General features: G+C 64.7%; 15 protein-coding genes. 9 read left to right on the forward strand and 6 right to left on the reverse strand.

The window, feature by feature from the left end; translation table 11 throughout:
* Positions 1 to 24 precede the first annotated feature (24 nt).
* The 4 genes from V6F88_RS08215 to V6F88_RS08230 all read right to left on the reverse strand — a co-directional run bounded on the left by V6F88_RS08215 (position 25) and on the right by V6F88_RS08230 (position 7,491).
* Entirely contained in the window at positions 25 to 825 is an 801-nt protein-coding gene (locus V6F88_RS08215; protein WP_332608795.1) for a DUF6708 domain-containing protein, read from the reverse strand.
* A complete protein-coding gene (locus V6F88_RS08220) occupies positions 825 to 4,283 on the reverse strand; it encodes a T6SS effector BTH_I2691 family protein (RefSeq protein WP_332608796.1) in 3,459 nt (1,152 codons plus the stop codon). Before V6F88_RS08220 ends, V6F88_RS08215 begins: the two co-directional genes overlap by 1 nt.
* Positions 4,280 to 5,317 (reverse strand): hypothetical protein, encoded by a 1,038-nt coding sequence (locus V6F88_RS08225; protein ID WP_332608797.1) that lies wholly within the window; start codon positions 5,315 to 5,317, stop codon positions 4,280 to 4,282. Before V6F88_RS08225 ends, V6F88_RS08220 begins: the two co-directional genes overlap by 4 nt.
* Before the next feature lie 101 nt (positions 5,318 to 5,418).
* Positions 5,419 to 7,491 carry a type VI secretion system Vgr family protein gene (locus V6F88_RS08230; protein ID WP_332608798.1) on the reverse strand — a complete coding sequence of 691 codons (2,073 nt, stop codon included), beginning with the start codon at positions 7,489 to 7,491 and terminating at the stop codon, positions 5,419 to 5,421.
* Between the two features lie 505 nt (positions 7,492 to 7,996).
* On the opposite strand from V6F88_RS08230, the gene V6F88_RS08235 reads away from it, so the two are divergent.
* From V6F88_RS08235 to V6F88_RS08250, 4 genes are all read left to right on the forward strand, one after another.
* A complete protein-coding gene (locus V6F88_RS08235; protein WP_332608799.1) occupies positions 7,997 to 9,394 on the forward strand; it encodes a carboxylesterase/lipase family protein in 1,398 nt (465 codons plus the stop codon).
* Positions 9,395 to 9,616: 222 nt separating this feature from the next.
* Positions 9,617 to 10,591 (forward strand): Bug family tripartite tricarboxylate transporter substrate binding protein, encoded by a 975-nt coding sequence (locus V6F88_RS08240; protein ID WP_332608800.1) that lies wholly within the window; start codon positions 9,617 to 9,619, stop codon positions 10,589 to 10,591.
* A gap of 151 nt (positions 10,592 to 10,742) precedes the next feature.
* Positions 10,743 to 12,137 carry an amidohydrolase gene (locus V6F88_RS08245; protein ID WP_332608801.1) on the forward strand — a complete coding sequence of 465 codons (1,395 nt, stop codon included), beginning with the start codon at positions 10,743 to 10,745 and terminating at the stop codon, positions 12,135 to 12,137.
* A 144-nt stretch (positions 12,138 to 12,281) separates the two neighbouring features.
* Positions 12,282 to 13,085 (forward strand): aspartate dehydrogenase, encoded by an 804-nt coding sequence (locus tag V6F88_RS08250; RefSeq protein WP_332608802.1) that lies wholly within the window; start codon positions 12,282 to 12,284, stop codon positions 13,083 to 13,085.
* A 3-nt stretch (positions 13,086 to 13,088) separates the two neighbouring features.
* Here the strand turns inward: V6F88_RS08250 and V6F88_RS08255 are convergent, their stop codons facing one another.
* Positions 13,089 to 14,936 carry an ABC transporter ATP-binding protein/permease gene (locus V6F88_RS08255; RefSeq protein WP_332608803.1) on the reverse strand — a complete coding sequence of 616 codons (1,848 nt, stop codon included), beginning with the start codon at positions 14,934 to 14,936 and terminating at the stop codon, positions 13,089 to 13,091.
* A 132-nt stretch (positions 14,937 to 15,068) separates the two neighbouring features.
* On the reverse strand, positions 15,069 to 15,956 hold the full coding sequence (locus tag V6F88_RS08260) for a LysR family transcriptional regulator (RefSeq protein ID WP_332608804.1): 888 nt from the start codon (positions 15,954 to 15,956) through the stop codon (positions 15,069 to 15,071).
* A 116-nt stretch (positions 15,957 to 16,072) separates the two neighbouring features.
* Between V6F88_RS08260 and V6F88_RS08265 the strand changes: the two genes are divergently transcribed.
* The 5 genes from V6F88_RS08265 (at position 16,073) to V6F88_RS08285 (ending at position 19,436) form a co-directional block, all read left to right on the forward strand.
* On the forward strand, positions 16,073 to 17,086 hold the full coding sequence (locus V6F88_RS08265) for an amidohydrolase family protein (protein ID WP_332608805.1): 1,014 nt from the start codon (positions 16,073 to 16,075) through the stop codon (positions 17,084 to 17,086).
* Positions 17,083 to 18,072: a tripartite tricarboxylate transporter substrate binding protein gene (locus V6F88_RS08270; RefSeq protein ID WP_332608806.1), complete on the forward strand. Its 990-nt coding sequence runs from the start codon at positions 17,083 to 17,085 to the stop codon at positions 18,070 to 18,072. The genes V6F88_RS08265 and V6F88_RS08270 overlap by 4 nt, the downstream gene beginning before the upstream one ends.
* A 252-nt stretch (positions 18,073 to 18,324) precedes the next feature.
* The gene (locus V6F88_RS08275; RefSeq protein WP_046805362.1) at positions 18,325 to 18,705 is read left to right on the forward strand and encodes an RNA-binding S4 domain-containing protein; all 381 of its coding nucleotides are present in this window, start codon (positions 18,325 to 18,327) and stop codon (positions 18,703 to 18,705) included.
* Positions 18,705 to 19,067: a translation initiation factor Sui1 gene (locus V6F88_RS08280; RefSeq protein WP_046805363.1), complete on the forward strand. Its 363-nt coding sequence runs from the start codon at positions 18,705 to 18,707 to the stop codon at positions 19,065 to 19,067. Before V6F88_RS08275 ends, V6F88_RS08280 begins: the two co-directional genes overlap by 1 nt.
* A 15-nt stretch (positions 19,068 to 19,082) precedes the next feature.
* Positions 19,083 to 19,436: a DOPA 4,5-dioxygenase family protein gene (locus V6F88_RS08285; RefSeq protein WP_332608807.1), complete on the forward strand. Its 354-nt coding sequence runs from the start codon at positions 19,083 to 19,085 to the stop codon at positions 19,434 to 19,436.
* The last annotated feature ends 4 nt before the right edge of the window (positions 19,437 to 19,440 follow it).

Consider the following 19,440-nt stretch of genomic DNA (forward strand, 5'->3'; position numbering starts at 1 on the left):
CTTGATTCAATCTGGTATCGCCCATCACGGCGCACTCCGCGATTCGATATCCATTGCCTCCGGCCATTCAACCAACGGCGCCCAACGCAGCGCCAGGTTGTATGCCGGCACGTCATTGGCATCGCGTGGTTCGATCTCGCACGGCGGCAAGGCGTCAGGGCCTTGCTGCATGTAGGTGCAGACATAGGCCCAGAGATTGTCCAGGTCTTGGTTGTAGGTGCTGAGGTGGAAACGTTCGATAACTTCGTTCGTGCCGGGTTTGACGATGGCGATTGAGACGCCCCACTTGATCATCAGCGTGCCGCTGGATGACGCGCCCCATTGCTCCCAGACTTCCGCGCGAACGTCGTCCCAGTCGTAGCTGGCGGTGGTGACGTACCAGTGGGAGAAAGGCTTCCACCAGACCATGTGGAAACCGTAGACGTAGATTTTTCGGCGGAGACGGTTGAAGCGGATGGGGAGGTCGCGGGGTTGCGTCACCTCGATTCGATAAACAAGCACGGTGACCCAGATGCATAACGCCATGGCGAGCAACGCGGCTAAAACCATAAGCAGATGGAATGCACTAAAAGTGGAAAGCGCGCGCAAAATCACCCTAAAAAGGACGATTGGCGACTCAACGATGGCGCAATAACCTGTTAAGACCGCCGCGAACAGCAATAGCCCCCGGATGGTGGATGAACGTCTGGATAATTCCAAGTAGATGTCGTCAACGTGATTGGGGGCATCCGTCCTGATGCTTGGCGTCACAACGGGCTTTTCATTTGGGCCCGACAAATCGCGCTGCCATCCCGCACACGAAGGAATGAGTTTGGATCGCGCCATCACGCCACCTCCGTCCGAGTGATGCTGGCATAACCGGAAAGATCGTCCTTGTCACACCAATAGATGATGCTGACCGTGGCACTCTTGATTCCGTGCAAAGGCTCGAGCGAGTAATTGCACGCTAGCATTGGCGCTTCCTTAGTCGGCAACACCTGGCCTCTAGGCGTCAACCACCGGAATTCATCGAGAGTGAGAGCACTTAGGACGCTGTTGTGATGGACGGACTCAAGAACGCCTTCTACCGTCGCCGGAGTATGTCGTCCGACTTTGTTTACCCCGAAGCACTCTACAAGAAGCTTGAATTCATAGCGTGACACCTCCGGATCGAAGCCCGGCAGGACGATTCGATAGCCGAGCTCCGAGCTCGATTCCATGCCGCCCGTTGCCTGGATATGCAATATGTCGGTCTTCAGGAGCGAATCGACATCCATTGGCCGCTTGATCGAACGAAAGCCGAGGATCGCCTCCATACCGATAAGTGCGGCATTCAGCTCCGAGATGGCGGCATCCATTTGGTCTGCCTTCAGCCATCGGAAGTTGGCTTCTGCCTGACCGAAATACGAACGACGAGCCCATAACTCCAGGGCGTCTGACTCTTGAGCTTTTGCAGCCTGCAACAGAGTGAATGCCAAAAGCCCGGCCGCAATCCCGATCCCTAGGGGCCCCAACAATACGGCCCCAGTCGCGGCCCCAATAAAGCTAAAGACAGCTCCAGCAAATGAGACCGATCCAGCGATGGTGTATGTCGTGCTTGCATCGCCGTCCCCCACCGCACCGGCACGCCCCGCAGCCCTAAAGCTCCCAACCCCATCCGCCACTCCCCCCAACGCCGCTATCGCCCCACCCGCCTTCACCAACCCCTTCCCCAACCCAATCGCCTTCGCGACCACCCCCAGCTCCGCATTCGCAATCCTCCGCATAAACGGCTGGACCGCCTCGCCTGCCACACTGACCGCCAACCCGCCCGCCTCGACACCCGCGCCTAGCATGCCGATGCCCGCTCCGTACAACGCAGCCATCGCCTCGGCATGCTCCGCGCCCACCGCGTTTCGAGCGGATTGCAGGCTGGCTTGTACGCTGTCGTGCAGAAAGTAGAGGCTGACGAGCGATAGCGCGCCGTAGCCCGAGCCTACCGACAGACGCTTCAAGCTGATGAAGCCGTTCTTGGCGAATTCTCGGGCTTGTTCGGCGGTCAGTTCCAGACCGATCAGCAGGTCGGCTACCGGGGCTTCCAGGCGATGGACGCCAATCGACAGTCTTCGCATCAGGCTGCCCGCCATGGCGCGCGTACTGTGCGTGACGTCATCAATGGCCGCTTGCATGCTGTGCGCGGCGTCTCGCGCTGCGTCGGACACGTCCGCCGCGCCGGTCCTCATTGTTTTTATTCTCTGGGCGATATCCTCCGCGCTGCCTTCCATCCAGATCGTCACGTTGACCAGTATCTTGTGCAACGCGGGGTCCGGAATGCTGATCAGGCCGGCGAAGATGAAAGCGCGTACTCGGCGGCCGGTGTTTTGGTTCAGGGAATCGCCGACGCGTTGCAGTTCGTCGGCGTAAATGGCGAGGAGCTCGCTGACCGTCAGTTGGATCACGACCTGCGTCATTTGCGCGCCACGGTACAGCCAGGCGCCGCCGACGTGCACGGCGTTGACGGCCGCGCGCGTGGCGTCGTTTAACTGGGCGTGAAGGCGGCTGCTGGCGCCGTGCACGGCGGCCAGCAGTTGGTCCGCGGCGTCCGCCGCCAAGCCTTCGCGCCAGGCGCCGATCTCTTTGCTGCTGACCAGGTTTTTGACGGCGTCGAAGTATTTCTTCGCGGCGTCGTTGGCCCCGCCCCCAGCGCCTGCACTGAACAGGGGCAGAAAGCTGGATTGCAGATCACCGCCTTGGCCGTTCAACGCCAGATAGACGGCGCTGTGGGGGTCGGACAATAGCTCCTTCCAAGCTTGCGATGTGGGGCCCGGATTGTCGGTGCGGGCGGGATCGGCAGCAGCCCCCGAATGTCCGGCAGTCGCCTGATTCGCCGTCGCAGCCGAGCTGGCGGCGCCCGACGAAGCGCCGCTACCCGCAACGACAAGCGGCACAGGCACCGCATCGGTAATGCCGCCGTCCAGGCACGCGCTGACCATCAGCAGGCGCAGGCGGCGCGAGCGTTCATCGGTGTCGCTGTAATCCAGCTCTACCACCCGCTTCCAGGCGGCGCCGCGCACAACCTGTGCCCAGTCTTCGCCATAGGCATCGATGATTGCCTCCAGCCGTTTGGACTCCTTGTCATAGCTCGCTTGAAAACTGGCGCGGCCCTTGCGGCCTAGCTCGGAGGGCGGGTCAGATTCCCAATAGCGTTCCTTCAGCCGATCCATCCGCTGCGCGGTCTTGTAGGCGATGCGTTCGCGGCGCTCCAAGGCCGGATCCCGGAAGATCGGCGCCATGCCGGATTCGCTGGGCATCGTGTCCAGCATGTAGGTGGGGCTGTCCGGTATATCGGCATCGGCCTGGGCGGCGTAAAGCTGCTCAATGCCCAGCAGACATTGCGAGGTCAGATACGCATAGCGCCGCTGCGGCTCTTCCGCCCACATGCGCTTTTGCGTGTAGGCGGCCAAACGGAAGTTGTTCAGTTCCTGCGCCAGGCCCACCGGGTCGGGCAGGATCAGCCCGGGCACGCCCTTGGCCAGATCGTGCTGAAGCTCCATCAGCCTCAGATAATTGCGCATGCCCGTAGCCTGCAATACCCGCGAATGCCAGCCATGGACGCTGCCAAAATCACGGACGCCGTGGCTGTACTCTGCTATGTGTCGATCGATGCGGTGGGCGTGTTCCAGCGCCAGCGCCGCGCCTCCCGCCGTGGGCTCTTCACGCAGCTTGGATAGGTCCAGGATGACAAAGCGCAGTGCGTGGTCCGAGTTCGCTGTCGCCTGTTGGGCAGCAGCGACTGGATGTGCCGCGCGTGCCGTCCCGTGTGAGGCGCCCGCTGCCGGCTGTGACGCCCTCGCCGCCTTCGCGGCACCCGCGCCGGCCTTGTACCCGTCCAGCACAGCCACGGGCCACGGGTCTTGCGCGTACGCGACCCAGGCTGTCGTGTACGTATCGACGTCGATACCGATAAAAGACGCCGGCAGATCGTGCGCGCTCTGGACGCAGCGTTCGGACAAGAGCGCGGGTGGGCCCTTAGCCATCTCGTAAGGGTCGAATTGACGCAGGTGACCGGCGTCGGTGACTTCGTACGCCTGCCAGACCTCATGGTCCAACAGCACGTAGACGTAGCCAGTACGCAGCAAGCGCAGCGACTGTTGCAGGTCGGGGTGCTTGATTGCGCCGTGCCCGTGCAACGACCCCGTCTTGGGTATGACGGCGGGGCGCAGCAACAGGATAGGGATGCCTGTGCGCCGGCAGGCGGGGCAGCTGCCCAACGGCAGGGGCGACGTCTCTTGGGCGGCGATGGCTAATTGGCTGCTGGTGGTCATGTGGGCAAACCTGCTTGGTCAAGATGGGCGGCAATGCGGTGCCAGGCATGGTCGCCATAGGCGGCCAGCACGGTGGAAGCACCGCCGGGCGCTGCACTGGCAAGTGCGAGTCGCAGCGGTTCGTAATCGAGTAAGCGCGGGTGTATTGCCGCTTGGTGCAACGCCAGCACGGTGATGTCCCGGGTATCGGTCAGCCCCGCTTGCCGGGCTTGGCGTATCCAGCGGAAGGCTTGTGCGGCGGCCTGAGGGGGCAATAGCGAGGGACCTTGCCAGCGACGCGGTGCGTACGACAACGGCAATTGCAGCGATCGACGCCAGGCCGACAGCAGTTGTGCAATTAGCGGCGCGTCCCGTTGAGTCTGTTTGGCAAGCGCGGGGAGCGGGATGGACGGCTGAAGGGCGGTGCCGGCCGCTGGCCCGGTCATCGTCGCGCTTGTTGTTCCAATCCCGACCCCAATGCCGGCACCAATGCGCCCCGGGCCACTTTCCACACCATTCCCCTTACTGCGCTGGAAACCACTCACCATCGCAAGCGATCCCCAACTGGTAGGCAGCAACCACGTGCGTATCGGCCACATCAGCGGCCCCAGCGTTTCAGCGTGGATGGACGCGGCCAGCAGTTCCAGCCGCAACGGTTCGAACCATGGAGACATTCCGCGCGGGGCATCCGCCGAAAAGTCGATGCAGCGCGCGGCCACGTGAACGGCTAACGCGTGCCCGTCCAAGGGACTGAGCAGGCAGCCGCACACGTAGCGACGGCGGCGGGCAGCGTCGGCCCGCGCAAGCTGCTCGACGCGCTCCAAAAGTTCGAGCTTGGGCGCGTTGCCGCATCCGGCCAGTTGGACCAGCACCGGGCATGCCTCCGGCGAGTGTGCCAGGTCGGGGCGCGCGACGGTCGTTAGCGCATCGGCGCCCGACGCCTTCGTCAACGACGCAAGACTTAACGCGTGCTCCGGCGCGCAGTCCGCCAGGGGATTCAACAACAGGTAGACGCTGTCATCCGCTGCGCGGCGCTCTGCGAGCAGGGCGGCCATCGTGCCTGACGTCGCCGGGTCTGTCGGCACCATGCGTGCCGCAGGCTGGACTGCCCCCGTCGTAGCCGCCGTCATATTGCCTGACGTCACCGTGCGCACCGTCACCGGGCGCGTTCCATGCAGTCGTCCAGCAAGCCTTCGACCACATCGCCCGACATCGACAGAGAATTACCGCCGCCGCCCGCCTGCGCGACCGGGCCTTTGAGGTTGATGGCAAGCGCTTCCAATGTGATGCCGGAGCCGTTGATCGTGATCGTGCCGCCCGGCCCCTTGATCACCACGCTTTGCGCGGCCTGCAACTCCAGCGTCACCGTCTTGCCCTCGATCCGCTCGCCTGCATGCACCTGGAAATGCCCCTGCACCTTATGTTCCACATGGCCGCCCGTTTCAATCCAGTGATTGGCCACCGTCTTGTCGCGCCGGTTGTTGCCCACGTCTTCCGTGCGGTCGCGGCCAGTGGCGATGGTGTGGTTGCGGTCGATGGTCAGGAAGTCGTCCTGGCCGATGGTGTGGCGGCGATCCTGGCCGATGTGGACCTGTTCATCGCTGCCCACCGATTCACCGCGGTCGTGGCCGATGGTGATGGTTTCGTCATGCTCGACCTGTTCGCTGCGGTCGTTGCCGACGAAGGTGGTCTCGTTGTGATTGACGTGGATGTTCTGGTCTTTTTGCGCGTGGACGTATATCTCTTCCTGGTCCCGTTCGTCTTCAAAGCGCAGCTCGTTATAGCCATCGCCCTTGTGTGTCTGGCTTTTGATGGTCATGCGCGTTTTGTGGCGCGGCAGCTCGTACGGCGGCGGGTTGATCGATCGGTGCGTTCTGCCCGTGACGATCGGCTGCGAGCTATCGCCGTCCAGAAAGCTGACGATGACTTCCTGGCCAATGCGCGGGATGGCCATGTGGCCCCAGCCCGCGCCGGCCCAATTCTGCGACACGCGAATCCAGCACGAGCTGTGCTCGTTGTTCTGGCCAAGCCGGTCCCACGGAAATTGCACCTTGATGCGGCCGAATTCGTCGCAGTAGATTTCTTCATTGGGCGGGCCGACCACGCTAGCGATCTGCGGGCCGTCCACTAGCGGCTTTCGGCTGGGCTCGGGTTTCCAATCGACCTTGTCGGGCACGATGTCGGCGGTATAGCCATAGCGCGTGCCTTGTTCAGCGCCCGCGCCGTCTTCTTCCTGGCTGGTGTGCTGGATGCCATGGTGGCGCATGCGCACCGGGCGCCAACCGTGGTTCCAGTCATCACGCGGGTGGCCGGTCAGGTCGAACGCCACGCCGGGAATCAGGCGCGCGTCGTCGCCGTGCACCTGTGCCATGCGCGCGTCGCGGCGCAGGCCCAGCAGACGGCTTTGCGTGAAGGGTTTGCCTGCCTCGTCGCGCTTGTAGCGGCCGGGATAGTCGTAGCGTTCGTAGCGGGTGTCCTGATGTTGCAGGTCGGTGGCAACGTGCGTGTGTTCCTGGTCGTACTGCGGGTGTGTGTAGGTGTAGTCGCGTTGCGTCTGGCGGGCGGTGCGTAGTTGTTCGGTGTAGATGAAACGATGCAATGCGGGCTGGTGTTGATCGCCGCCCGGCGTGGGGTGGTAGATGACCGGCCCGCCTGCGATCTCGCCATGGATGTAGATGCGATCGCCGTGAATCAGGCGGTGGGAATTTTCGGTATGGGCGTAGCGGTGGAAGTAGCCTTCTTCAGCGGCCAGGCGCACCACGAAATCCAGATCGGTTTCGCCGGCCTGCACGCAGTATTCGCGCACCAGGTGGTTGTGGGTGGTGACCTGTTCGTAGTCGGTAATGCCATGGCGCTTGAACACATCGGCCAGGATTTCCGGCACGGACAGTTGCTGGTAGATGCGCCAGTCCGAACACAGCGCCGCGCGCGCCAGCGACGGTTCGACCACGGCGCGGTAGCGCGTGCGCCGAAAGCCGGTGTCGCCTTGCTCGAAGGCGGTGACGATGCCGTGCACGTGGCGCACGGGCACATCGCGCCGCCATAGCGTGAACAGCGCTGTTTGATCCAGCAGCGCGCCAAAGTCGATGGCGGGGTCGAAGCTGGATAAATCAAGCTCCAGCCGATAGGTCTCGGACAGGGCCTCGTCCAGCGTGAATTCAATAACGTCGAACGCCACGCCACGGGCGGCGGGCACGAAGGTAAAACGCAGGTCGGATGAATGGGCCATGGGGATCCTGGAATAAGTCCCCACAGCTATGCAACATCCATGCCAACTTTCACGGCGTCCGGTTAAACCCAATGCTTTCAGCGACTTAGGATTTCGGGTGCAGGGTAAACGGCGAAGAAATGGACCTGGTTATCGCCAAACGCGCCAAACCCCGTGAAAACACAGGGATTCCTCGCGAAAACCGGCTTGTTCTGCAATAAATCAGGCCAGATCTGGCCCGGAGCTTTGCAAGTGCCTGATTCCTAAGGAGGTTCACTGGGCCAGAATTGGCCCGGTCGAGTCAATTCTGGCCCGCGCGACGGTGGGCGACTTTGGTCCGGCATGCCCTTTCACGCCGCCCCTTTTACGCCGCCCTTGCCTCCCGGCCGGCCATGCGGGTTTCGCATGGCCTCGTTCAAAACCGGCATGTCCGCCGCGCCGCTTTCGTCCCTACCATAGGCCTGCTATCCCGACGCCGGCAGCTTGGCGCCATATGAACAGCCACCACGAAAAGACAGGGGCAACGATGAATCAAACCGTCCAGGCGACGCTGCCGGCAGGCACGCTGACCGGTGTGCAGGAACGCGGCGGCGTGTGCCGCTTCAGCGCCATTCCCTATGCGCGGCCGCCGGTGGGCAAGCTGCGTTTTGCGCCACCTGAAACCGCGACCTGGCAAGGGGAACTGAACGCCACACGGCCCGGCCCCGTGGCGCCGCAACTGCCGTCGCGCCTGCGCGATGCCATGGGCGACTTCAACGCGCCGCAATCCGAAGACTGTTTGCATCTGACGGTATGGACGCCGGCCGCGGACGGCGCGCGTCGGCCGGTCGTCGTGTGGCTGCATGGCGGCGCCTGGCAAAGCGGCGGCGGCGCGCTGGACTGGTATGACGGGTCCGCCCTGGCCGCGCGTGGCGACCTGGTGGTGGTGGCCGTCAACTACCGGCTGGCCGCGCTGGGCTGGCTGTACGTGCCGGGTCAGACCGCGAACGTGGGCCTGTTGGACCAAGAGGCCGCCATCGATTGGGTGTTTGACAACATCACGGGCCTGGGCGGCGACCCCGAACGCGTCACAGTGATGGGACAGTCGGCCGGCGCGTCGTCGATCTGCGCAATGCTGGCGCGCAAGCCGCGCTTCTCGCGCGCTATCTTGCAAAGCGCCGCGCTGGGCCGGGGGTTTCGGTCGGCGGCACAGGCGCAGGCGTTAGGCCAGGCCTTTCTGGAAGCGGCCGGTGTAGCGTCGCTGGACGCCGCGCGCGCGCTTCCCGTTTCCGCTTTGCTGGCCGCGCAGCAATCGCCTGCGGTCGCAGAGGTGTTGCGGGCCGAAGGCAGCAGCCGCAGCCAGTTCTGCCCGGTATTGGACGGGCACGTGCTGCCCGAGGACATCGCGCCAGCGCTACAGCGGGCCGTGTCCCGCGCCGACGTGCTGGTGGCGTACACGCGCAATGAAATGGCGGCCTTTCCCGGGTACGTGGCGATTGCAACAAAGGCCGAAGGGCAGGCGGCGAAGGATGACCACGCCTGCGCCCAAGTCGACCCCAGCCACCTCGACCACGTCAAGCCTGGCCACGTCGACCACATCGGCCACGCTGACCACGTCGTCGCCGCCTTTGGCGACCCCATCGGCGATCAAGTGTTCGGCGCACCGTCACGCGCGTGGGCGCGGGCGGCGGCCACGCAGGGCCGTCAAGCCTGGCTGGCGCGTTTCGACGTTGCTCCGACCGCGCGCTTCATGGCGTGCCACTGCATTGAACTGCCCTTCGTGTTCGACACGGTATCCGCGTTCGGCGACGCGCCGATGCTGGCCGGATTGGACGCGGCCCACGCCCAGCGCCTGACCGCGCAGACGCAGCAGGCATGGATCGCGTTCATACGCGGCGACGCACCCGATTGGCCGATGGCGCCGCACCTGCACGTCTTTGCCTGACCGCTGACTTGGGGCGGCGGATGTCACCTGCCGGATGTCACCTGCCGGATGTCACCTGCCGGATGTGACATGCCCGACGCCACGTGCCAGATGTCACTGCCGGAGGGTACATGCCAAATGTCACACGCCGGATGGCACACGCCGGATGGCACATGCCGGACGCCAAAGCCTGACCTTTGACGGCGAACATTCTGTACACACCTACAACACAAGGGGAATTCCATGATTAAGAACATTGCGCCGATGCGCACGTTGGCACTGATGCTAATGCTCACGTTGCTGACGCCGCTGGCCGCGCAAGCCGCCTATCCCGACAAGCCGGTCAAGATCATCGTGTCCAACCCGCCCGGCGGCCCGGTGGACGTGATGCTGCGCGTGCTGGCCAGCAAGCTGGGCGCGGCGTGGGGCCAGCCCGTCGTCGTCGAAAACCGCCCCGGCGCGTCCGGCATCATCAGCACCGGCGCGCTGATCAAGTCCGCGCCCGACGGCTATACGCTGGGCATGGTGGTGGCGTCGTCCGTCACCATCGTGCCCTTCGCGGTCGACAGCCTGCCCTTTGACACGCAAAAAGACCTGCAACCAATTTCGCTGGTGGCGCGCACGCCATTCATCTTCATCGTGCCCAAGGACAGTCCGCTTAAGACCTGGGACGACTTCGTGCGCGAAAGCAAGACGCGCAGCCTTGGCGTGGGCTCGTTTTCCATCGGCACCGCGTTTCATCTGGTCTGGGAACAAACCGCGCGACGCGCCGGCATCCGCGCCTTGTACGTGCCGTCGTCCTCGTCGGGCAAAACGCAGAACGATCTGATAGGTGGTCAATTGGACGTGGGCCTGGACGCGCCGTCCAGCTCCAAGGGCTTGATCGACAGTGGCCGCTTGCGCGCGTTGGCGATCACCAGTCCGGAACGCTTTGGCGGCCTGCCCGATACGCCCACGTTGAAGGAGTCGGGCTTGAAAGACTACGCCCCGCAACCCTGGATCGGCTTGATGGCGCCCGCCGGTGTGCCGCAAGACCGTGTGGCGCTGATTCAGAAATCGGTGGCGGACATTCTGAAAGAACCGGCGATGCGCGCGCAGATGGAAACGCTGGGCATGATCCCAATCGGCAGCACGCCGGAAGAACTGGCGGCCACCATCAAGGCGGACCGAGCGGACATGGAGCCGCTGATCAAGGAGCTGGGCATCAAGTTGCAGTAGACACGTCAATGCAGAAACTCCACGGAGAAAATTTCACCTTTCGGAATCAAACCAGCCGGAATTTAAGCATCCGTAACAAACACGCCGGCGGTGTGGCGCTTGGGTAAGATCCTTGTCCAATAACAGGTTAACAACCACGAGGAGAACACCCATGCAGTCTCGCAACATGCGATTCCGGCTGGCGCCGCTGGCCCTGGCCGCCCATCTGCTGATCAGCGGCCCGGCAGCCGCGCAAAGCGCCCCCGGCACGCAGGGGCCGCTTGCGCCCGCCCCCAACGCCGCGCTGTCCGAACAGATCGACACGCGCGCCCGCGCCATCGAAGACAAGCTCATCGCGTGGCGGCGCGACATTCATCAGCACCCCGAACTGGGCAATCAGGAAACGCGCACGTCCAAGCTGGTGGCGGACCACCTGCGCGCGCTAGGCATGGACGTGAAGACGGGCGTGGCGGGCACGGGCGTTGTCGCGGTGCTCAAGGGTGGCAAGCCGGGCCCCGTGGTCGCGCTGCGCGCCGACATGGACGCGTTGCCCGTCAAGGAACAAGTTGACGTGCCGTTTGCATCAAAGGCCAAGGGCACGTACCTGGGCAAGGAAGTGGATGTGATGCACGCCTGCGGCCACGACACCCACACCGCCATCCTGATGGCCACGGCCGAAGTGCTGGCCGGCATGAAAGACCAGTTGCCCGGCAGCGTGAAATTCATCTTCCAGCCCGCCGAGGAAAGCCCCGCCGACTTCGAGCCCGACGGCAAGAAGATCTGGGGCGCCAAGATGATGGTGCAGGAAGGCGTGCTGGAAAATCCCAAGGTGGACGCCATCTTCGGCTTGCACGTGTCCAGCGCGTATCCGGCCGGCTGGTTGTCGTGGCGCAGCGGTCCGGCCATGGCCGCCGCCGATCAGTTCTGGATCGACGTCACCGGCAAGCAGACGCATGGCGCGCGCCCGTGGTCGGGCATCGACCCTATCGTCGTCAGCTCGCAGATCATTCTGGGTTTGCAGACCATTCCCAGCCGCCAGATCAACAGCATGCTGGAGCCGGCCGTCATCACGGTGGGCGCCATCCACGGCGGCAACCGCATGAACATCGTGCCGGATAGCGTGGCCATGACGGGCACGATCCGCACTTACGACGAGGGCATGAAGAAGGACATTCACCAGCGTATCGCGCGCACCGCCGACATGATTGCCCAAAGCGCGGGCGCCAAGGCCGATGTGCGCGTGGTGGAACTCTACAACGCCACCGTCAACAACCCGGCGTTGACCGAGAAGATGGGCCCGACCTTGCGGCGCGTGGCAGGCGAAGGCAACTATGGCTTGCAGCCCAAGTCCACCGCGTCCGAGGACTTCTCGTTCTATCAAGAGAAGGTGCCGGGCATGTTCTTCTACCTGGGTGTCACCCCCAAGGGCACCGACGTGGACAAGGCCGCGCCGAACCACTCGCCGCGCTTTTACGTGGATGAATCCGGCCTGATCAACGGGGTGCGCGCGTTGTCGAACCTGACGGTGGACTACATGGCGCGCGCGCAACAACAGTCGGGCGGCTGAGCCGGTAGCCTGCGGTCGCTACGCATTGACGCCCGCCCGGGCGCTGGATAAAGTGGCTGGCAATCTTGCGCCATCGGTATCGATGGCGTTCTTTTTTCTTAGCCCGGCTTGCGGTCCGCCGCGGCCCTACCTTCCGGATTCACCATGAACAGCTACCGCGTCGGCATCGCCGGCTTCGGCGCCATCGGCCAGGCCGTGGCGCAATCCCTGGACGCCGGGCTGCCCGGCCTGGCGCTGGCCGCCGTTGCTGTGCGCGACCCCAAGGCCGCGCCCGACTTCGCCTGGACCCAGGCGGCCCCCAAATTCACCACGCTGGACGCCCTGCACGAACATTGCGACGTCGTTGTTGAATGCGCACCCGCCGCCGTGTTTCGCAGCATTGCCGAACCTGTGCTGCGCGCCGGCAAGAAGCTGGTGGTGCTCAGTTCCGGCGCCTTGCTGGCCAATGAAGACCTGATCGAAGTGGCGCGCCAGCATCACGGGCAGATCCTGGTGCCGTCCGGCGCCATCCTGGGGCTGGATGCGATCACGGCCGCCGCCGAAGGCGTCATCCATTCGGTCACGATGATCACCCGCAAGCCCCCGCGCGGGCTGTTGGGCGCGCCCTACCTGACGGACAACAACATCAGCCTTGACGACGTCACCGAACCCCGCCTGATTTTCCGAGGCTCGCCGCGCGATGCCGCCACGGGTTTTCCCGCCAACCTGAATGTGGCGGTCAGTGTGTCGCTGGCCGGCATCGGGCCGGATCGCACCACGCTGGAAATCTGGGCCGACCCGTCGCTGGAACGTAACGTGCACCGCGTGGAAGTCGTGTCCGACTCGGCAAATTTCTCGATGGAAATACAGAACATCCCCTCCGCCAATCCCAAGACCGGCCGCATCACCGCGCAAAGCGTCGTTGCCGCGTTGCGCAAGCTGACCGGCCCGCTGCGCGTGGGCACTTAAGCATCACGCCGCCTCGCGCAGCGCCGCCGCCTGCGGCGGGCCATACGGGTCCATCGGTCCGATCGGTCCCATCGTCCAGCCGCCCGCGCCGTCCAGTTGCAGCCGGTGCGTGTGAAACGGGTCCAGCGTGCTGCGATGGCCCACGCTGACCAGCATGCAATCGGGCAAGGCGCTGCGCAGCAGGCTGTATAGCGAATGTTCCAGGCCTTCGTCGGTAGCGGATGTTGCTTCGTCCAGGAACACGATGGCCGGTCGGTTGAACAGCACGCGGGCAAAGGCCACGCGCTGCTGCTCGCCAATCGACAAGATGCGCGACCAATCCGCGGCCTCGTCCAGGCGTTGGCTCAAGTGGCCCAGGTTGACCTGATGCAACGCCTGCGCCAGGCGCGCATCGTCTTGCGGCTGTGCGTGTCCGGGATACGCCACGGCACTGCGCAGGTCGCCCAGCGGCAGATACGGCCGCTGCGACAGGAACAACGCCAGCGCTCCTTCCGGCCGCCGCACCCGGCCCTGTGCATACGGCCACAAGCCCGCCAGCGCACGCAGCAACGTCGTCTTGCCGCTGCCCGACGGCCCCTTGATCAGCAGGGTCTGGCCCGGCCGCAGGCGCAGCGTCAACTCGCGCAGCAAGGTGCTGCCGTCAGGCCGCCTGACCGTGACGCCGTCAATGTCCAGGCCGTTGGGCAAGGGTTCGGTATGCACCGTCGGCAACGCGCGCGCCGCTTCGTTGGCATCCAAAAAACCGTTCAGACGGTCCAGCGTGGCGCGGTACTGCGCAAAGGTGTCGTACGACGTGCGAAAGAATGACAGCGCATCCTGCACCTGCCCGAACGCCTGCGACGTTTGAATCACGTCACCCAGCTTGATGGCGCCACTGAAGAAGCGTGGGGCCTGCAAGATGAACGGGAACACCACGGCCACCTGGCTGACCGACAAGTTGAAACCGTCGAACTTCAAGCCCCGGTACACGCGTGCCCACAGGTTGACGATGTAGGCGGAAAACCGCTGCAACAGGTTCCGGCTTTCTACGGCTTCGCCTTGATAGAACGCGACGTTTTCGGCGTTCTCGCGCAGCCGCACCAGCGCATAGCGGAAATTGGCCGTCAATCGTTCAGACAGAAAATTCAGGCGGATCAGCGGTCGGCCGATCTTGAAGGCAAACCAGGTCGCGACGATTACGTACAGGAACACGACGAAGACCATCGCGCGGGGAATTTCGACACCTGCCACGGTCAGCGGCCCGGACAGCCCCCACAGGATGCCCGTGAACGCCACCAGCGACACCATCGCGCTTAACGCGCCGATGGCCAACGTGCGCGAGCCCGTCACGAACATGGCGATGTCTTGCTCGATACGCTGATCGGGGTTGTCGACCGGTTCTTCAACAAAGTGGCCTCGGTAGTACGCGCCCGCGCCCAGCCAGTCGTGCGTCAGGCGGTCGTTCAGCCAGACGCGCCAGTGTATGTCGAAGGCCTGGCCCGCGTAGCTGTCCGCCAGCGAGCGCACCACATGCACACAGGCCAATACCGAAAAGATGCCCAGGAAGCGCCAGAACGCGCTTTGGTCCAGCGCTTGCAACGCGCTGTAGAAGCCGTTGTACCAAAACGAAAACAGCACCGTCATGCGCACGGCGGCCATCGCCAACAGCAGCAACAACGCCAGCATCAGCAGCGGCCGCCAACTGCGCCGGGGCGTCAGATACGGCCACGCCAGGCGCCAAAATTTTTGCCCCCAATCCGTCGTGCGTGCCAGCACGACAGCCACGGCCACCAGCACGACGGCCGTGATGCCAAACGCTTGCGCCAGCCAGATGGCGCTTTCCATCAACTGCTGCTGCCAGTTCAGATCCATTGGCGCACCCCATTCGAAACCGTTTCTGGTTAGACGGGAGGCGTGCGCCGGGTTCCACGAAAACTGCCGCTTTAAGCGTCGCTTAAGCGTTCTGGCGGGGCAACTGAAGGCGCATTGAAAGATGGGCGGAAATCAGCCTCTGCCCAGGTCCAGATTGGCGAAGACGTCGGCCAGCGTGGGCACGGATCGGGCGGGCCAGATGGCGCTCAGGTCGAAACTGGGCAGCGCCTGTCCATCGCGCACTTCGCAAAAACGGACGCCGCCAAAATTCATCGTACGGATCCAGCTGGGCAACAGCGCCACGCCGCAACCGCCGGCCACGCACGACAACACGGTCAGCGTGCGGTTGGCCTCTTGCGCGACCTGCACCGCATGGCCGCCCTTGCGCATCGCGTCCATGATGCCGGCATAGAACGCCGGCAATTGCGCTTGCGGATACATCACCAGGCCGGCTTGTGCAATTTGCGCCATCGTTACCGTGCCATCGGCCGCCACATCGAACTCGTCCGGCACCGCCGCCACCAGCCGGTCGCGCAGCAGCTGACGTTCGCGCATGCGTCCGCCCACTGCGACAGGCGTGTGCATCAGGCCGATATCGATTTCGCCGGTTTGCAGCGCATCCGCCTGCTCGGCGTTGCTCATCTCGCGCAGGATCACCCGCACGCCCGGCGCCTGCCGACGCATTTCGCGTAACGCGCGCGGCAGCGTGTCGAACAGCGCGGACGACACCAGCCCCACGGTCAACTGCCCCGCGCTGCCGCGCCCGATCTCGCGCGCGCGATGGGCCGCCGCGTCGATGCGGGCCACGCTGATGCGCACGTCTTCCAGGATGGCCAGCGCGGCGGGCGTGGGCGCGGCGCCTTGGCGCGAGCGGTCGAAGAGACGCACGCCCAGGTCCTTTTCCATGCGGCCCAGGGCCTGGCTCAGCGCGGGTTGTGCGATGCCCAGCCATTCCGACGCGCGGCTGACGCTGCCATGGTCCACCACCGCCAGAAAATACCGCAAATGCCGGGTTTCCATATTGTTCCGATATATAAAAAGCGGCTTTAGCCAATAGAAAACTATACCCGCGCTGCCTAGAATCCGCCTCATAGAACAGCGCGCGGCCACGCCGGCGCATAAGACAGGAGACCGCGTTGCCCCCGCCCCCCCTTGGCGTTGCCGTCGACACCCATGCCCATGTTTTCCGGCAAGGCCTGGCGCTGGCGGACACCCGCCGCCATACCCCCGATTACGACGCCACGCTGGAGCAGTACCTGGCGTTGCTGGACGCCTATGGAATGAGCCACGGCGTACTGGTGCAGCCCAGCTTCCTGGGTACCGACAACAGCCACCTGGTGCAAGCGTTGCGCGCGGCCCCGCAGCGCCTGCGCGGTGTGGCCGTCGTGTCCCCTGAAGCCAGCGACGCGCAGTTGCAGGCGTTGGCCAACGCCGGTGTCGTGGGCATACGGCTGAACCTGATCGGCCTGCCCACGCCCGAGCTGCAAACCCCACACTGGCAGGCTTTGCTGGCGCGCGTAAACGGGCTGGGCTGGCATATTGAGGTGCACGTGCAAGCGGGCCGGCTCGGCGACGTGTTGCCCGCGTTGCTGGCAGCGGGCTGCCGCGTGGTTGTCGATCACTTCGGTCGGCCTGACCCGGCGCTGGGCGTGTCGGACCCGGGCTTTGCCTACCTGCTGCAACAGGCCAAAAGCGGGCAGGTATGGGTGAAGCTGTCGGCGCCCTACCGCAATTGGCCGGTAGCGGACAGTGCCGACCGCGCCGATGCCAACGCGCCCACCGCCCCGTCCGCGCTCACCGGCCTCGCCCTTCGCCCGGGCATCCCCGATTACGGCGTTGCCGGCCGTCAGGCTGCCCAGCTGCTGCTGGCCGCCTATACGGCCAAGCGGTTGCTGTGGGGTAGCGACTGGCCCCACACCGAACACCGCCACCTGGCGTCCTACCCCGCTGCGACGCAGTGGCTGGACGCGTGGATCGACGACGCCACGCAGCGACGCATCGTGCTGGCGGACACGCCGATGCAGCTATTCAAGATCCAAGACCGGACCCAAAGCCAGACCCAAAGCCAGACCCAGGCCCAGACCCAAGGCCAGTCCCAAGGCGAAACCCAAAACCAAAACCAGATCCACCTCCCAGGAGACAAATCATGACCCCCTTCATCAAACGTCTGGCGCGTAACAGCGCGATGCTGGCCGCCGCCGGCCTGCTGGCGGGTGCGGGCGCTACCGCGTCCGCCGCCTACCCCGAACGCGCCGTCACGCTGGTCGTGACATACCCGCCGGGCGGCACGGTAGACGTGGTGGCGCGCCTGATCGGCCCCAAGCTGGCCGCCGAACTTGGCCAGCCCGTGGTCATCGAAAACCGCGGCGGCGCGGGCGGCATGATCGGCGGCGCGGTTGTCGCCAAGGCGCAGCCCGACGGCTACACGCTGATGCTGGACGCGTCCAACCACGCGCAGAATCCCGCGCTGCATTCCAAGATGCAGTTCGATACGCTGAGCGCTTTCGCGCCCGTGTCGCTGCTGTTGCGCGTGCCCAACGTGCTGGTCGTCACGCCGTCGTACGAAGTGAAGTCGGTGGCCGACCTGATCAGGCTGGGCCAGCCCGGACAGAAAGAGCAGGTGTACTTCGCGTCGGCAGGCCCGGGGTCGGCCCAGCACCTGGCCGGGGAATTGTTCAACCTGCTGGCCAAGACGCATTTGCAGCACGTGGCCTACAAGGGCGGCGGCCCGGCCATGATCGACGTCATGTCGGGCCAGGTGCCCGTCATGTTCGCCAGCATGGGCTCGGCCTGGCAACACGTGAAGAACGGCAAGCTGCGCGCGGTGGCGGTCGGCGGGCTGGAACGGTCCAAGACGGCGCCCGACTTGCCCACCATCGCGGAATCCGGCGTGCCGGGCTACGAGACGTACGAATGGAACGCCGTGTTCGCCCCCGCCGGCACGCCGCCGGCCATTGTGGACAAGGTGTCGCAAGCGCTGGCCAAGGTGCTGCGCGATCCGGCCATCGCCGAGCAGCTTGCGGGTATCGGCGCGGAGCCCATCGGTTCGACGCCGGCCGAATTGGACACGTTCCGCCGCGCCGAAATTGCCAAATGGCAGCGCGTGGTGAACGAAGCCAATCTGAAACTGGATTAAAAGCGGGGCGGGCCATCTGGCCCGCTACATCGCTGCACCGCTACATCGCAACGCAGCAACATAGCAACATAGCAACATAGCAACACAGCAACACAGCAACACAGCAACACAGCACTGCAACCCAGCAACACAGCATTGCAACCCAGCACCGCTACACCGCAGCACCCCAGCGCCCCAAAGGGCGCTTTTTTTGTGCCTGCATCCCGGCGCTATGATTGCGGCTTGGCTAGAACCCACGCAAAGAGCAGCAACATGGACAAGATTCGACTCGACAAATGGCTATGGGCCGCGCGCTTTTACAAGACGCGCAGCCTGGCCGTGCAAGAGATCGGCAAGGGTCGCGTCTTCGTGAACGACCAGGCCGCCAAACCGTCGCGCGAGGTCGCGCCCGGCGACCGCATCACCATCCGCAAGGAAGACCCGGCGCTACAGGTGAAGGTGGTTGCGGTCAGCGGCGTGCGCGGCCCCGCGCCGGTGGCACGCCTGCTGTATGAGGAAACGCCGGACAGCATCGCCGCCCGCGAACGCGCGGCGGAAATGCGGCGGCTGGCGCCAGAGCCCGCGCTGGGCATCGAAACCGGCCGGCCCACCAAGCGTGACCGCCGCCTGATCGACCTGATGCGGGGCAAGTGATGAAGCGCGCAACCACCGGCGGGCTGGTCTATTCCACCGAAAGCGGCCGCATGTGCCCGCAATGCCGCCAGCCACTGGCGCAATGCCAATGCCAGGCGGCGGCGCGCGGCGCACCGGCGGGCGACGGCGTTGCCCGCGTGTCACGCGAGACCAAGGGCCGGGGTGGCAAAAGCGTGACCGTGGTGCGGGGCCTGGCGCTGGACCCGATGGCGCTGGCCGTGCTGGGCAAGCAATTGCGCACGGCCTGCGGGTCGGGCGGCACGGTCAAGGACGGGGTGATCGAAGTGCAGGGCGACCACTGCGCACGCATCATCGAAGTGCTGACTACCAGCGGCCATCGCGCCAAGCGCGCCGGCGGCTGAATCAACGAGACAACCATGAACGATCTGGCAGTAAGCGGCGTGACCAGCTGGCACGCCCATGTGTACTTCGACGCGGCCAGCCGCGATGCCGCGTTTGCGTTACGCGAACGCGTGGTGGTGCACTTCGACGGCAAGATGGAAATGGGGCGCTTCCATGAGCGCCCCGTCGGCCCGCACCCGCAATGGAGCTATCAGATTGCCTTCGGCCCCACGCACTTGGCCGAGATCGCCACGTGGTTGACGTTGAACCACGGCGCGCTGGACGTATTCATGCATCCGAACACGGGCGATTCGCTGCGCGACCACCGCGATTGCGCGGTGTGGATCGGGCATAGCCACACGTTGAACCTGGCCGCGCTGGGCGGCTAAGCGC

It is taken from the genome of Achromobacter sp. ESBL13 (assembly GCF_036668755.1).
Taxonomy (GTDB): domain Bacteria; phylum Pseudomonadota; class Gammaproteobacteria; order Burkholderiales; family Burkholderiaceae_B; genus Achromobacter.

Excerpts from the sequence above, each read along its gene's own strand:
- V6F88_RS08235 (WP_332608799.1), top strand. The coding sequence starts at position 7,997 with ATGAATCAAACCGTCCAGGCGACGCTGCCGGCAGGCACGCTGACCGGT.
- V6F88_RS08260 (WP_332608804.1), bottom strand. The coding sequence starts at position 15,956 with ATGGAAACCCGGCATTTGCGGTATTTTCTGGCGGTGGTGGACCATGGC.
- V6F88_RS08275 (WP_046805362.1), top strand. The coding sequence starts at position 18,325 with ATGGACAAGATTCGACTCGACAAATGGCTATGGGCCGCGCGCTTTTAC.
- V6F88_RS08240 (WP_332608800.1), top strand. The coding sequence starts at position 9,617 with ATGATTAAGAACATTGCGCCGATGCGCACGTTGGCACTGATGCTAATG.
- V6F88_RS08270 (WP_332608806.1), top strand. The coding sequence starts at position 17,083 with ATGACCCCCTTCATCAAACGTCTGGCGCGTAACAGCGCGATGCTGGCC.
- V6F88_RS08225 (WP_332608797.1), bottom strand. The coding sequence starts at position 5,317 with ATGGCCGCCCTGCTCGCAGAGCGCCGCGCAGCGGATGACAGCGTCTAC.
- V6F88_RS08280 (WP_046805363.1), top strand. The coding sequence starts at position 18,705 with ATGAAGCGCGCAACCACCGGCGGGCTGGTCTATTCCACCGAAAGCGGC.
- V6F88_RS08215 (WP_332608795.1), bottom strand. The coding sequence starts at position 825 with ATGGCGCGATCCAAACTCATTCCTTCGTGTGCGGGATGGCAGCGCGAT.
- V6F88_RS08230 (WP_332608798.1), bottom strand. The coding sequence starts at position 7,491 with ATGGCCCATTCATCCGACCTGCGTTTTACCTTCGTGCCCGCCGCCCGT.
- V6F88_RS08285 (WP_332608807.1), top strand. The coding sequence starts at position 19,083 with ATGAACGATCTGGCAGTAAGCGGCGTGACCAGCTGGCACGCCCATGTG.
- V6F88_RS08250 (WP_332608802.1), top strand. The coding sequence starts at position 12,282 with ATGAACAGCTACCGCGTCGGCATCGCCGGCTTCGGCGCCATCGGCCAG.
- V6F88_RS08245 (WP_332608801.1), top strand. The coding sequence starts at position 10,743 with ATGCAGTCTCGCAACATGCGATTCCGGCTGGCGCCGCTGGCCCTGGCC.
- V6F88_RS08220 (WP_332608796.1), bottom strand. The coding sequence starts at position 4,283 with ATGACCACCAGCAGCCAATTAGCCATCGCCGCCCAAGAGACGTCGCCC.
- V6F88_RS08255 (WP_332608803.1), bottom strand. The coding sequence starts at position 14,936 with ATGGATCTGAACTGGCAGCAGCAGTTGATGGAAAGCGCCATCTGGCTG.